Source organism: Pseudalkalibacillus sp. R45, from assembly GCF_052246725.1.
Lineage (GTDB): Bacteria > Bacillota > Bacilli > Bacillales > Fictibacillaceae > Pseudalkalibacillus.
The window spans coordinates 110,102-124,804 of sequence record NZ_JBQQCL010000004.1 but is presented as its reverse complement, the minus strand read 5'-3'; the positions used below and the strand labels follow the sequence as shown (position 1 = coordinate 124,804).

General features: G+C 41.7%; 16 protein-coding genes. All 16 read left to right on the top strand.

Annotated elements, in window-relative coordinates:
• The first annotated feature begins 4 nt into the window (after window positions 1-4).
• Window positions 5-490 carry a chemotaxis protein CheW gene (locus ACTWQL_RS09865; RefSeq protein ID WP_443142283.1) on the top strand — a complete coding sequence of 162 codons (486 nt, stop codon included), beginning with the start codon at window positions 5-7 and terminating at the stop codon, window positions 488-490.
• Window positions 487-1,125 carry a chemotaxis protein CheC gene (locus tag ACTWQL_RS09860; RefSeq protein WP_443142282.1) on the top strand — a complete coding sequence of 213 codons (639 nt, stop codon included), beginning with the start codon at window positions 487-489 and terminating at the stop codon, window positions 1,123-1,125. Before ACTWQL_RS09865 ends, ACTWQL_RS09860 begins: the two co-directional genes overlap by 4 nt.
• Window positions 1,118-1,618, top strand: coding sequence for a chemotaxis protein CheD (locus ACTWQL_RS09855; RefSeq protein WP_443142281.1), 501 nt, complete (start codon window positions 1,118-1,120; stop codon window positions 1,616-1,618). The genes ACTWQL_RS09860 and ACTWQL_RS09855 overlap by 8 nt, the downstream gene beginning before the upstream one ends.
• A 43-nt stretch (window positions 1,619-1,661) precedes the next feature.
• Window positions 1,662-2,429, top strand: coding sequence for a FliA/WhiG family RNA polymerase sigma factor (locus ACTWQL_RS09850; protein WP_443142280.1), 768 nt, complete (start codon window positions 1,662-1,664; stop codon window positions 2,427-2,429).
• A gap of 16 nt (window positions 2,430-2,445) precedes the next feature.
• A complete protein-coding gene (locus ACTWQL_RS09845) occupies window positions 2,446-3,825 on the top strand; it encodes a DUF342 domain-containing protein (RefSeq protein WP_443142279.1) in 1,380 nt (459 codons plus the stop codon).
• A 66-nt stretch (window positions 3,826-3,891) separates the two neighbouring features.
• Window positions 3,892-4,194, top strand: coding sequence for a hypothetical protein (locus ACTWQL_RS09840; protein WP_443142278.1), 303 nt, complete (start codon window positions 3,892-3,894; stop codon window positions 4,192-4,194).
• 9 nt (window positions 4,195-4,203) lie between these two features.
• Window positions 4,204-4,695: a DUF6115 domain-containing protein gene (locus ACTWQL_RS09835; RefSeq protein WP_443142277.1), complete on the top strand. Its 492-nt coding sequence runs from the start codon at window positions 4,204-4,206 to the stop codon at window positions 4,693-4,695.
• A gap of 201 nt (window positions 4,696-4,896) precedes the next feature.
• Window positions 4,897-5,631 (top strand): 30S ribosomal protein S2, encoded by a 735-nt coding sequence (gene rpsB / locus ACTWQL_RS09830; protein ID WP_221564369.1) that lies wholly within the window; start codon window positions 4,897-4,899, stop codon window positions 5,629-5,631.
• Window positions 5,632-5,824: 193 nt separating this feature from the next.
• Complete coding sequence (gene tsf, locus ACTWQL_RS09825; RefSeq protein ID WP_443142276.1) at window positions 5,825-6,709, top strand: translation elongation factor Ts; 885 nt, start codon at window positions 5,825-5,827, stop codon at window positions 6,707-6,709.
• 124 nt (window positions 6,710-6,833) lie between these two features.
• Window positions 6,834-7,556, top strand: a complete 723-nt coding sequence (gene pyrH / locus ACTWQL_RS09820) for a UMP kinase (RefSeq protein WP_261132878.1) — start codon at window positions 6,834-6,836, stop codon at window positions 7,554-7,556.
• Between the two features lies 1 nt (window position 7,557).
• Window positions 7,558-8,115, top strand: a complete 558-nt coding sequence (gene frr, locus ACTWQL_RS09815; RefSeq protein WP_443142275.1) for a ribosome recycling factor — start codon at window positions 7,558-7,560, stop codon at window positions 8,113-8,115.
• A gap of 250 nt (window positions 8,116-8,365) precedes the next feature.
• A complete protein-coding gene (locus ACTWQL_RS09810; protein WP_443142274.1) occupies window positions 8,366-9,133 on the top strand; it encodes an isoprenyl transferase in 768 nt (255 codons plus the stop codon).
• A gap of 15 nt (window positions 9,134-9,148) precedes the next feature.
• A complete protein-coding gene (locus ACTWQL_RS09805) occupies window positions 9,149-9,946 on the top strand; it encodes a phosphatidate cytidylyltransferase (RefSeq protein ID WP_443142273.1) in 798 nt (265 codons plus the stop codon).
• A gap of 110 nt (window positions 9,947-10,056) precedes the next feature.
• On the top strand, window positions 10,057-11,205 hold the full coding sequence (locus ACTWQL_RS09800) for a 1-deoxy-D-xylulose-5-phosphate reductoisomerase (protein ID WP_443142272.1): 1,149 nt from the start codon (window positions 10,057-10,059) through the stop codon (window positions 11,203-11,205).
• Between the two features lie 14 nt (window positions 11,206-11,219).
• Complete coding sequence (gene rseP, locus ACTWQL_RS09795) at window positions 11,220-12,482, top strand: RIP metalloprotease RseP (RefSeq protein ID WP_443142271.1); 1,263 nt, start codon at window positions 11,220-11,222, stop codon at window positions 12,480-12,482.
• Window positions 12,483-12,937: 455 nt separating this feature from the next.
• Window positions 12,938-14,632: a proline--tRNA ligase gene (locus ACTWQL_RS09790; protein WP_443142270.1), complete on the top strand. Its 1,695-nt coding sequence runs from the start codon at window positions 12,938-12,940 to the stop codon at window positions 14,630-14,632.
• Window positions 14,633-14,703 lie beyond the last annotated feature (71 nt).

The following is a 14,703-nucleotide window of genomic DNA, read 5'->3' as shown; positions in this document are numbered from 1 at the left end:
AGAAATGTCTGAAATGAAAACTGTAGAAACTGAAATGAAAGCGATCGTGTTTCAACTATTGGATGAGGAATATGGAGTCGATGTGCATCAAGTACGCTCGATTGAACGAATCCAGGAGATTACTAGAGTACCCCGGACGCCTTCCTTCGTTAAAGGAGTCATCAATCTTCGTGGTATCGTCACACCAATCATTGATTTGCGAAGCCGATTTGATTTAGAAGAGGCGTCCTATACAGAGGAAACCCGGATCGTCATCGTCAATGCCAATGACTTGGAGGTTGGTATGATCGTGGATTCAGCGAATGATGTGATCGATGTCCCGGCTGATACAGTGGAGCCAGCACCGAAAGTAGTCGGTGGTATCGAAGCAGAATATCTTGATGGAGTTGCAAAACTGGAAAAGAGATTGTTGATTCTGCTTAATCTGGAAAAGGTGTTGAACCCTGAAGAAATCATTGCCCTTCGCCAATTCAAGGAGACCAATGAATGATCACACCCGAACAGTTGACAGAGTATCATAAAGATATTCTGAAAGAAATCGGTAACATCGGAGCAGGTCATGCAGCAACGGCATTATCTGAGCTGATGCAGAAATCCATCGATATGGCTCTTCCCACTGTGAAACTTGTACCCTTCCATGAAGTTGTACAGATGGTGGGTGGGGAGGAAACTGTTGTCGCGGCAACATTTTTCAGAGTGACAGGTGATGCACCTGGAAATATGTTTCTGATTTTCACATTAGATGAAGCGACTACAATTTTAAGAGAATTGACGGGTGATCCAGAGGTGGATGAAGAACGGATCCTTACATCCGAAATGACCAGGTCAGCTCTTCAAGAAACAGGGAATATACTTGCTGGTTCATATCTTTCCTCCTTTTCAGATTTCACTGGTTTGAATTTGTCGCCTTCTGTACCATTCTTGACGATCGATATGGCCGCGGCTGTATTGTCTTTCGGGCTGATGGAAATGTCACAGGTCAGTGACTATGCAATCATCATCGATACCCAGCTTAAAAATGGAAGTAGTAAACAAACTGGTGTAGACAGTCATTTTCTACTTCTACCTGACCCGGATTCGTTTCAAAAGATATTTCAATCACTCGGAGTTCCGTTAAATGAATAAAACTATGCAAACTGTCAACGTGAAAATCTCAGATTATCAAATTGCGAAAGCACCGAACCGTTTGAAAACGACTGGTCTCGGGTCTTGTGTCGGTATTGTGATTTTTGAGCCTGTGTCCCAGGTTGCGGGTATGGCCCATGTTATGCTCCCGAGTTCAGAACTGTCGAGAGATATGACGTTCAATTTAGCTAAATATGCTGATACAGCACTTCCTGCAATGGTTACGGAACTAGTCCAACATTTTGGTATCCAACGAAATCGATTGAAAGCCAAAATCGCAGGCGGCGCACAGATGTTCCAATTCACAGGGAAGAGTGAAGCGTTACGTGTTGGACCGCGAAACATAAAAGCAGTCAAAGACATTTTAGAGACCTTAAGCATTCCTGTTCTTGCTGAGGATGTTGGTGGACAAAACGGGAGAACTATTGAATTTGATATCGAAAACAGTAAATTGATGATTCGGACGATACATAAAGGAATGACAACCATTTAATGACTGTGGTCAGCAAGATTATAAGATTACGAGGAGGGATTGGATGCGAAGCGGGGCAATTTCAGAAGCGAGTGTACATTGGGACAATTGGTCGAAATTTCGGGATAAAGACTCTTGTGAAGCCTTATTAGAAATGCATTTACCCTTGGTCCAATATCATGTTCAACGTATTGCTGTAGGTTTGCCAAGAAACGTTAATAAAGATGAATTGAGGAGCCATGGACTTCTAGGACTATATGATGCTTTAAAAAAGTTCGACCCTACGAGAGATCTCAAATTCGATACATATGCATCCTTCCGGATCAGAGGTGCAATCCTTGATGGTTTACGTCGCGAAGATTGGCTCCCTCGGTCCTTGCGTGAAAAAACGAAAAAGATTGAGTCGACCATCGAAAGGATGGAACAAGAACAGATGCGTTCTGTGACAGCATCAGAAGTCGCTGTGGAAGTAGGGATGACGGAAGAAGATGTTTTGACGATCATGTCAGAAAGTTTTTTAGCAAATGTATTATCCATTGATGAAGAGAATAAAGACAGCGATTCCAATGAAAAAGTAGGATACACGATTGAAGATAAGAAGGTTGATACCCCTGAAACGCTGATGTTGACGCACGAACTTCACGAACATTTATCTAAAATCATCGAGGATCTTAATGAAAAAGAACAGCTAGTCGTCAGCCTCTTCTACTATGAAGAACTTACACTGACTGAAATCGGACAAGTATTGAACCTGTCTACTTCTCGTATCTCTCAAATACATTCGAAAGCACTTTACAAGCTCAGAAACGTACTGGCGAAATATACAAATTGAGTCAGGAGGAGCATTCGTGGACATTGAGCGATTATCAAAATATGTAAAACTGAAGCTTGGCAAGAAAAAAATGATAGCTGAACTTGTTCCTTTGCATTCATTCGAAGATCACGCTACAGTAGAGGACTTCTTGATCTTTCTCGAAGAATCAGGAATCGTCCACGGTGTGTTGAGAGCAGAGATTGAAAATATCGTAGAGGATATCGAACACTGGACTCAACCTGTCATAGTAGCGGAAGGGACAGAACCAGAGGCAGGGGAAGATGGATATATCAAGCCCATGATTATTAATGGTGGATCCTCCATCGATGAACAAGCTGACTTCATCGACCTGCGTTCGTTCACTGATATCCCATCAGTCCAAAAAGGTGAACGGATTGCTGAAATCATACCTCAAACAGACGGTATCCCTGGTGTTGATGTTAATGGGGAGACTGTCCCGGCTAAATCAGGGAGACCAATCACACTTAAAAAATGCAAAAATACAATCATCGATCATCCTTCTAATGGTATTTATGCTTCAGCAGATGGACAAGTCAGTTATCAAAAACGTGCAGTCCATGTCTTTCCGGTTTATGAAGTGAGAGGTGATCTGGATTTGAAGACAGGAAATCTTTCATTTGTAGGGAATATTCATATACATGGCGATGTTCCTTCTGGCTACACTATTTCAGCTGAAGGCGACATCCGGATTTCTGGAATCGTAGAAGCTTCTGACTTGAAAGCTGGTGGATCTATTTTCATCCGAAACGGAATTGCCGGACATGGAAAATCATATATCGAAGCTGGATGTGACCTGCACACGGGATACATCAATCAAGGGAACTTGAAAGTCGGCGGGGATTTATATGTAAGACTTATCAATTACAGTGATGTACTCGTAGATGGCAATATCTATTGTCAAAAAGGAAAAGGAATCATTTTTGGGGGTCGTGTCAGCGCAGGAGGAGATATCTTCGTCAACCAAACAGGGACTGATGTAATGACAAAAACCCTTCTATATCTCGGGACACCAGCTCACATCCTTGACAAGTCAACTCATTTGTCGAGTCGGATATCTTTAGAAGAGGAGAATTTAAAAAAGCTAGAAAAATTGAAGGCATCCTTAGCATCGAAAGATCTTGCTAAGCTGACGGATCAAGAAAGACTCCTCCTGTTGAAGGTACGGAATACATATCAGCAAACTGAACGTTTATTAAATGGAATGAAAAAGGAATTAGAAGAAGTAAAGGAAGACATCAAACCGCTGCGTGACCAGACACTTGTTGTCAACGGTGTGATGCACCCTGGTGTAGAAGTGACTTTCGGTAAATACAAGAGAGTACTCCCGCACGAATATAAAGCAGTTGAATTTAAACTTGTATCGAGCGAAATCGTTATCCAATCATTGAAATAAGGTAAGTATTTCTCCCTTTAAATCTTTATAACGGTAACCTGATTAGACAAGATAGGAGATTGTGTGATGAGTTTAAAGTTGATTGAACTACAAGTTGCCATACCGAGAACCCAGGATGCAGGGAAAGTTCAAGAGAAACTCCAACAACAATCACAGATCAATCAATCCCATGCAGCTGCCATTGAAAAAGAACGCTCAGAACGGAATCGGACATCGGTTGAAAAGCAAGAACGTACAGATAAACAACAATTCGATGATCGAAATCGTTCAAATGCTCACCATCATCAACAAAATCGACAGACACATGACCAGGAAAAAGAGAATGTAAAACATCCATACAAAGGACAACGGATCGACTTTTCTGGTTAGGAGGAAGAAATGACTGCATTTTTACTTGGTATAAGCTTTATCATACACGTCATCACGCTATTATCCCTGATCATTATATGGAAACGTTCTGGTGCAGCAGACCACCAGGATTTGAAAGTCGCTAAGAAGGAAATGGAAGATATACTTCTAGCGTATACAACTGAGATGAAAGAGGAGAATGAGGCATTTCTGAGGGAACTTGCAACACTGGATAACAGACGAAAAACGGAGAGGAAACAGGCGGATCTAAAAGAAGATGAAATCCCAAAGGAAAAACCGGCAATGGACCCGAAAACCAGTGATGAAATAATACATGATGAAGAAGAAACAATATATTCACCACCTATTAATGAAGAAAAAGAAACGTTCGGTGTTTCTCTCGGTTCACAAATTATTTCCTTGCATAACAATGGTTTCTCTTTAGATGAAATCGCAAAGAAAGTTAATAAAGGGAAAGGCGAAGTTGAACTTATGATAAAATTTCATCGAGATGGGCAATAGGTACTTGCTAGTTCCATTCGATATATGTTATAGTTATTCTCGGTGTTTATGATATAAAAAAATATTTATAACACATCACACACGTTCGTGGATTCAATCATGGGTGCTGTATCGTGGTTAAATTATTCCAAATTTAACTTTAAATACAGTTGTGATTGATCGGAAGCGGGCGGAGGAAAAAAACCACAGGAGGTGCCATTCATGGCAGTAATTTCAATGAAACAATTGTTAGAAGCTGGTGTTCACTTCGGTCACCAAACACGCCGTTGGAACCCAAAGATGGCACGTTACATCTTCACAGAACGTAACGGCATCTACATCATCGACCTTCAGAAGACAGTCAAGAAGGTAGAAGAAGCGTATAATTACGTACGTGACATCGCTGCTGACGGAGGAAAGATCCTTTTTGTCGGTACGAAAAAACAAGCACAAGAGTCTGTTAAGGATGAAGCTCAACGTGCTGGTCAATACTACATCAACCAACGCTGGTTGGGTGGTACATTGACAAACTTCGATACGATCCGTAAGCGTATCAAGCGTTTGAAAGACCTTGAAAAAATGCAAGAAGACGGAACGTTCGATGTGCTTCCTAAGAAAGAAGTTATCCTTCTTAAAAAGGAAATGGATCGTCTTGAGAAATTCCTAGGTGGAATCAAGGACATGAACAGTCTTCCAGACGTTCTTTTCGTCATCGATCCTCGTAAAGAGCGCATTGCGATTGCAGAAGCTCGTAAGCTTAACATTCCGATCGTTGCTATCGTCGACACAAACTGTGATCCAGACGAAGTGGATGTTGTCATCCCAGGTAACGACGACGCAATCCGTGCTGTGAAACTTCTTACTTCTAAAATGGCAGACGCTGTTGTAGAAGCTAACCAGGGAAGTGCGGAAGAAGCTGCATCTACTGAAGAAGAAGAGGCAGAAGTTAAAGCGTAAATGAATGCTCATTTAAGGGTGATAGAGGGGAACTGACCCTTTATCACCTTTTTTAAAGAAATGAAGTTCAAAAAGTCGTCAAATAATAAACGGCGTATTTCGGCGTTACTCGGTTTTAACCCGGATTTCGTAATCAAGTAATGATAACAAAATAATGTTTAAAAGCTACATATTTTAAGGGAGGAATAGACTTATGGCAGTAACTGCACAAATGGTAAAAGAACTGCGTGAAAAAACTGGCGCAGGAATGATGGATTGTAAAAAAGCTCTAACCGAAAATGATGGAGATATGGATAAAGCGATTGATTGGCTACGTGAGAAAGGTATTTCGAAAGCAGCTAAGAAAGCAGACCGTATCGCTGCTGAAGGCTTGACTCATATTGCTACAAAAGGAAACGAAGCTGTAATCGTAGAAGTCAACTCTGAGACGGACTTCGTTGCTAAAAACAATTCATTCAAGAACTTGATCCAAGAAATCGCTGATCACTTGCTTGAAGCAAAACCTTCTTCTGCAGAAGACGCACTTAAACAAACAATGACTGGACAAAGCATTCCTGTTGAAGAGTACATCAACAACGCAATTGCTAAGATCGGTGAAAAGATTTCCCTTCGTCGTTTTGTAATCCTTGAAAAGGAAGACAATGATGCATTTGGCGCATACCTACACATGGGTGGCCGTATCGGGGTTCTATCTGTAGTCGGTGGAACGACTGACGAAGATCTTGCAAAAGATGTATCAATGCACGTTGCAGCAGTAAACCCTCGCTATGTGAACCGTGAGCAAGTTTCTGAAGAAGAAGTCGCTCGTGAGAAAGAAGTTCTTACTCAACAAGCACTTAACGAAGGTAAGCCTGAAAAGATCGTTGAGAAAATGGTTGCTGGGCGTATCAACAAGTTCTTCGAAGAAATTTGCCTTATTGATCAAGGATTTGTTAAAGATCCAGATCAAAAAGTCGGTAAGTACGTAGAAAGCAAAGGCGGTACTGTAAAAGGATTTGTACGTTACGAAGTAGGCGAAGGTATGGAAAAGCGTGAAGAAAACTTCGCTGATGAAGTAATGTCACAAGTAAAGAAATAATTCACTGCTGCAGCATTCAGTAATTATTTCAAAAACATCCACAGAAAAAGGGGACACAAGGTGTGTTCCCTCTTTTTCAAGCAACCCCATATAATAATGCAGGAAACGCTGATGGAGGGAAAAAATGAGTACGCCTAAATACAACAGAGTAGTCTTAAAACTAAGCGGAGAAGCTTTATCAGGTCAGGTCGGTTATGGAATCGACCCGCATATCATCAATTCGATCGCAAAACAAGTGAAAGAACTTGTTGAAATGAATGTTGAAGTTGCTGTTGTGGTAGGCGGCGGTAACATCTGGAGAGGGAAAGCTGGCAGTCAAATGGGCATGGATCGTGCCACTGCAGATTACATGGGTATGTTAGCGACCGTCATGAATTCACTCGCACTACAAGACAGCCTTGAAAGCATCGAAGTAGAAACAAGAGTTCAAACATCAATTGAAATGCGCCAGGTGGCTGAACCTTATATTCGTAGAAAAGCGATTCGTCATCTTGAGAAAAAACGTGTTGTCATCTTTGCAGCAGGAACTGGTAATCCTTACTTCTCGACTGATACAACAGCCGCTCTTCGTGCAGCTGAAATCGAGGCTGAAGTCATCTTGATGGCGAAAAACAATGTTGATGGAGTTTATACTGCAGATCCGAAAACAGATGAAACAGCTACGAAATATAAGAGCCTCTCTTATTTGGAAGTCCTGAAAGAAGGTTTATCAGTAATGGATTCAACTGCCTCATCTCTATGTATGGACAACGATATCCCGCTGATTGTTTTCTCTATTATGGAAGAAGGAAACATCAAGCGTGTTATCGAAGGTGAAAATATAGGAACAGTTGTAAGGGGGAAATAACATGTCAAATACAATCATCAAACAAGCAGATGAAAAAATGCAAAAAGCAGTAGCCGCTTTTCGTCGTGAACTTGCTACTTTACGTGCAGGAAGAGCAAATCCATCACTATTAGACCGTGTTTCTGTAGATTATTACGGAGCATTGACACCTCTGAATCAAATGGCGAACATTTCTGTACCAGAAGCGCGTTTACTTGTAATCCAACCGTATGATAAATCGATCATCGGTGAAATTGAAAAAGCTATTCAAAAAGCCGAGCTAGGTCTATCCCCTTCAAATGATGGGGATGTCATCCGGATTGCAATTCCAGCATTGACTGAAGAGCGTCGTAAGGAACTGGTCAAACTCGTCAAAAAGTATTCTGAAGAAGGTAAAGTCGCAGTCCGAAACATCCGTCGTGATGCAAATGATGAGCTTAAAAAGCTTCAAAAAGACGGCGAAATGACTGAGGACGATCTTCGTCATTATAGCGATGAAGTACAAAAGGTCACAGACCGATTTGTAACAGAAATCGATTCAATTGCGGAGAATAAAGAAAAAGAAATCATGGAAGTCTAACATAATTCAAGTTAAAATAAGATAAGAAAAAAGGGCTGTCCCATAAGTGTCTGACTTACACCGTAACGAACAACATTTTGAGAAAAAATCATGCTTTCGATACAAATGTTGAATTGGCGGTGTTGGGCACTATTGTTCTGGGACAGCCTCTTTGATACATATGGCCAGTTTTCATCTATAATAGAAATAAGGCCATGAAGGTGAACATTCCCTTTTTGTTGTTTGATTTATTCTCTCTGGGGGAGACTATATGTTAAATAAGCTTACGAACTTTACGAAAACTAAAAAAGAAACGACTGATAACCTCGAACTCGATTTATCACGTGTACCAAATCACATAGCCATCATCATGGATGGGAATGGACGTTGGGCGAAGAAGAGAGGTCTACCACGAATCGCAGGTCATCGTGAAGGAATGAAAGTCGTCCGTAAGGTAGTAAAGCGTGCAAATGAATTAGGTGTAAAGGCTTTGACCATGTATGCTTTTTCTACAGAAAATTGGAAACGACCAAAACCTGAAGTGGAATTCATTATGAAACTTCCTGAACAATTCCTATTGACGTATCTGCCTGAGTTGATTGAAGAAAATGTACGAGTCCGGATCATGGGTGAAAAAGAAGGCATCCCTTCTTATACTCAAAAAGCTGTAAATGAAGCAGTCGAGAGAACAAAGGACAACGATGGACTTGTACTGAATTTTGCTTTGAATTATGGAAGCCGTTACGAAATCACTTCTGCTGTTAAACAACTTGCAAAAGAAGTTGAAGATGGAACCATTAAGCCTGAAGATGTAAGTGAAGAGATGATTGGATCTTATATGATGTCCAATGAAGTTGGGGATCCAGAATTGTTGATTCGTACGAGCGGAGAAATCCGTTTAAGCAACTTCATGCTTTGGCAAATGGCTTATACAGAACTTTGGTTTACTGATGTGTATTGGCCCGACTTTTCTGCAGCGGATTTAGACAAGGCGATCTATGATTATCAAAATCGAGGCAGAAGGTTTGGTGGGGTGTAACCCTAGGAGGATTTTATGAAAGAACGTATTATTACAGGAGTTATCGCAGCGCTTGTATTTCTGCCTATCGTATTTATCGGCGGACTCTGGTTCTATAGCATAATAGCTCTGTTAGCTGTGGTAGGGATAAGAGAATTATTAAGAATGAAAGGAATCAAGCTCGTCCATGTCCCTGGAATGATTTCTTTATTGATGGTCATTCTTCTCGTCATACCTAAGAATTTTTGGGATATCAATTATGATATCGATACGGTGAAAATGTACACGATCATCATCGGGTTGTTTTCGATGTTGACGTGGACGGTAATTACAAAAAACCGTTTTACATTTGAAGATGCTAGTTTCGTCATTATGTCTACATTATATGTCGGAATCGGATTTCTTTATTTTAACGAGACTAGAGCATTAAATGATGGAATTGGTGCGATTTTCTTTGTATTGTTCATTGTTTGGGCGACAGACTCGGGGGCCTACTTTTTCGGGAAATCCATGGGAAAACGCAAGCTTTGGCCGGTAATAAGTCCGAATAAGACGATAGAGGGTTCATTAGGCGGTTTATTATGTGCTGTCATTGTAGCTGTCATTTTCCAAGTGTTCCTGCCGATTTACTCGACGATTCTGCTTGCTGTTGTAGCAGCAATGGTCATCGGTGTTTTTGGACAAATCGGCGACTTGGTTGAATCAGCTTTTAAGAGGCATTATGAAGTGAAGGATTCAGGAACGTTATTACCTGGGCACGGTGGAATATTAGATCGATTCGACAGCATCTTGTTCGTCCTGCCGATTTTACATATCGTTCAATTATTGCCTTAGGAGGTTTTTGTAAGTAAGGAAGAGCAACCTTACTGGTGAAAACCTTTTACCAAGTCAGCAGGTTTCAACTATTAAACAACTGGGCAAGTTTTCTTTAAATGGAGGAATGTATGAAATATATCAGCATACTAGGTGCTACTGGATCGATCGGTACCCAGACAGTGGAAGTCGTTCGGGCGCATCCAGAACAATTTAGAATCACATCATTTTCTTTTGGTACAAATCTCGAAGTTGGAGCAAAATTGGTTAATGAATTCCGCCCCGGACGTGTTTCTGTCGCTACTAAAGAATTGGCCGATGAATTAAAAAGGACTATCGATCATCCTTGTCTCGTATACTATGGTGAGAATGGCCTGTTAGAGATTGCGACAGATCCTGCCTCAGATACACTTATGAACGCTGTTATGGGAAGCGTCGGACTTGAACCGACACTGGCAGCTATTGATGAAGGGAAGACCATCGCACTTGCAAATAAAGAAACTCTGGTCACGGCTGGTCACATCGTGATGACCCGTGCGAAGGAAAACAATGTAGACATCCTTCCAGTTGATAGTGAGCATTCCGCAATCTATCAATGTCTTAATGGGGAAAAAATAAGTGAGATGTCCAAGCTGATTCTGACTGCTTCTGGAGGGAGTTTCCGTGACCGGACTCGAACGGATTTGCAAGGAGTCACTGTTGAAGAAGCACTCAATCACCCGAATTGGTCGATGGGATCCAAAATCACGATCGATTCTGCAACGATGATGAATAAAGGTCTGGAAGTCATCGAAGCACACTGGTTGTTTGATACCAAGTACAAAGATATTGAGGTCGTCTTGCATCGTGAAAGTGTCATCCATTCTATGGTAGAGTTTATAGATGGCAGTGTAATTGCACACCTGGGTACTCCTGATATGAAGGTACCGATCCAATATGCTCTTACGCATCCAGGCAGACTTGATTTACCAAGTGGAAAAAGGTTAAACTTAGTAGATATTGGAACCTTGCATTTTGAAAAAATGGATTTAGAAAGGTTTCCATGTTTGCGATATGCATTTGAAGCAGGGAATGCTGGCGGGACGATGCCGACAGTACTGAATGCAGCCAATGAAGCTGCAGTGGATGCCTTTCTAACTGGGCGTATCGAATTTTTGGAGATCGAGACCTTGATCGAGAAAACACTAGACAATCACGAATGTGTCGAGGCTCCTTCGTTAGAAGAAATTCGTGAAGCTGATGTTGCTTCACGGCAATTTGTACAATCCCTTATAGTGTAAAGGTGGTCACGTAAATGAATACATTTATTTCGATCGTTATTATCTTTGGTGCTCTTGTATTCTTCCATGAATTAGGGCATCTGTTGCTGGCAAAGAGAGCTGGAATTCTATGTCGTGAGTTTGCAATCGGGTTTGGTCCGAAGATCTTCTCCTCAAAAAAAGGGGAGACGCTATACACGATCCGGCTGCTTCCACTCGGCGGGTTTGTGCGGATGGCAGGGGAAGATCCTGAAGGAATCGAAATCAAACCCGGAACACAAGTTGGACTGATCTTCGATTCAGAAGGAAAGGTCAAGCAGATTGTAGCCAATCAACTGGCCCGTTATCCTGATGCGAAAGTTGTTACAGTTGAGAAGGCTGACATAGAACATGACCTTGTTCTTAGAGGTCATGTCAATGACGAACTGACAGAATCATATCCTGTGCATCCAGAGGCAGAGTTTGTTCAGGATGGCATGCCGATGCAAATCGCCCCTTACAATCGCCAATTCGGTTCTAAATCATTGGTTGATCGTTTTCTTGCGATATTTGCCGGTCCATTGATGAATTTCTTGCTCGCATTCGTATTATTGGCTGCTTATGCTATGACTCAAGGTATTCCGGTCGATGAAGCACAATTAGGCAAGCTGGATAAAGACGGAGCTGCATATGAAGCTGGGCTTCAAGAGGGGGACCGTGTCCTCTCAATTGACGGAGAAGCTGTAAACACATGGGAGGAGCTTGTCAAAGTCATTCAGCAAAACCCGAATGAAGAGTTACAATTCACCATTCAAAGGGATGGGGACACCAATAAGGTCACAGTGACCCCTAACGAGCGGGAATCACAAGACGGGAAATCCTCAGAAGGTTATATCGGTGTATACATGCCGACTGAAGTATCCTTCCTTGGGTCTCTACAGTACGGAGTCGAGAAGACAGGAGAACTTACTGTTTTGATCATTCAAGCATTAGGACAGCTTGTCACTGGCCAGATTTCGTTTGATAATCTTTCGGGTCCCGTTGGTATATATAAATACACGGACCAGGCTTCTGAAGGTGGCGTCTTTGTCTTATTGCAATGGGCTGCTTTCTTGAGTGTCAACCTAGGTATATTCAACCTGTTGCCGCTTCCTGCCCTTGATGGTGGAAGACTTACTTTCCTGGCAATCGAGGCTGTCCGTGGAAAACCATTGGATCCTCAAAAAGAAGGAATGGTTCACTTTATCGGTTTTGCCTTGTTGATGTTGTTGATGATCGTTGTCACATGGAATGACATCCATAAATTTTTTATCAACTAACTCTGTAATTCATACCGGCTCATCTATCTAATTGATGGGTCGGTTTTTCTTCTGTTCAGGCTTTGTTGTGGAATTTAGAGATGCGGATGCAATAGAGGAAATTAGAGGACACAGGAGACCTTATCAGCATGAAATCGACATGTTTTCGAAAATTAGAGGACACCAGAGACCTTATTGGCTTGAATTCAACGATAAACCTAGTGATTTTAACCCAATAACGGAACAGTTGTCCTCTAAATATTTGAAACACCTCATTTGTTCGCAAATAACGGAACAGATGTCCTCTAAATTTTTCCTTGGACCTCATATCACAAACAACAGAGTTTATGACCGGAAACTTATTTCACTTAAAACGGTTGATTTTTTAAGCCAGTACCTTTTAAATTAAAATAGGTATGATTATCAGGTCAACGTAATAGCGATTGCAATATTTAAAAAATAAAGAAGGTGCTGTAATGAGACAAAGTAATTTATATATCCCTACGTTAAGGGAAGTCCCTTCAGATGCTGAAGCGATCAGTCACCAGTTGCTCGTACGCGCTGGTTTTATCCGCCAAAGTGTGTCTGGAGTCTATTCTTTTCTTCCATTAGGTCGAAAAGTCCTTAAGAAAGTTGAAACGATCATACGTGAAGAAATGGATAACATCGGTTCCCAGGAAGTCCTGATGCCTGCTCTGCAACCATCGGAGCTTTGGGAAGAATCCGGCAGGTGGAATACATATGGTCCTGAATTGATGCGTTTGAATGACCGCCATGATCGCAGGTTCGCACTTGGTGCTACACATGAAGAATTGATCACAAGCTTGCTTCGCGATGAAGTGAAATCATATAAACGATTACCTATGGTTCTCTATCAAATACAAGCGAAATTCCGTGATGAGAAAAGACCACGTTTCGGTCTTCTGCGCGGTCGGGAGTTCATCATGAAAGATGCCTATTCTTTCGATGTCGATTCTGAAGGGTTGGACCGTAATTATGATGCTATCTATGGAGCGTATATGAACGTCTTCAATCGATGCGGATTGAACTTCAGAGCAGTCATCGCCGATTCAGGGGCCATGGGTGGTAAAGATACGCATGAATTCATGGTGCTCGCTGATATGGGGGAGGACACGATTGCGTATTCTGATGAATCTGATTTTGCAGCAAACGTAGAAATGGCACCTGTAAAAGTAGAATACAAGAAAGAGGATGTGCCAGTAAAAGAACGGGTAAAAGTCAAAACAGAAAACATGCGGACGATCTCGGAGGTTGCTGAATACTTAAATGTAACCCCGCAAAGTTGTATCAAATCACTTTTATGGATGGTCGATGAGATGCCGATCCTTGTGATTTCACGCGGAGACCATGAGATCAATGATGTCAAGATTAAAAATGTACTTGATGCAGAAGTTGTCGAGTTGGCAACTGAAGAACAGGCGAAAGAAATCGTTGGCTGTGAGGTAGGATATATTGGACCAGTTGATGTACCGGATGAGGTAAAAGTGATTGCTGATCATGCAGTAGAATATATCGTAAATGGTGTTTGTGGAGCGAATGAACCACATATGCATTATCAAAATGTCAACCCTGGAACAGATTTTGAAGTTGATTATTATGAAGACCTACGCTTCATCGAAGAAGGGGACCGTTCTCCAGATGGAAGAGGTACAATTGTTTTCGCAAGAGGAATCGAGGTTGGCCATGTTTTCAAATTAGGCACAAGATACAGTGAAGCAATGAATGCCACTATACTCGATGAAAACGGAAAATCAAAACCGATTACGATGGGCTCGTACGGAATCGGTGTGTCCCGAATCATGGCAGCTGTCGTTGAACAAATGCATGATGAGAATGGGATCGTCTGGCCTAAATCGTTGACACCTTTTGATGTCCATCTCATTTGCGTCAATCCTAAAAATGATACCCAGGCTGACCTTGGAGAAGAACTCTATGCTCAATTGAAGAGGAATCGTTTGGATGTATTGTATGATGATCGTAAAGAACGTGCCGGTGTAAAATTCACTGATGCTGATTTGATCGGCATTCCGTTCCAGGTCATTGTCGGGAAGCGGGCTGAAGAAGGAATCGTCGAAGTGAAGAACCGCCAAACCGGCGAAAAAGTAGAAAAGCCTATATCTGAAATCGAAGCGTATATTGCACAAGCTTAAAAATGTTCGAAAGCCTCAGAGGGACTGACGAGTAGATCACAGTCAGTCCTTTCCCTATTCTTATATAAAGG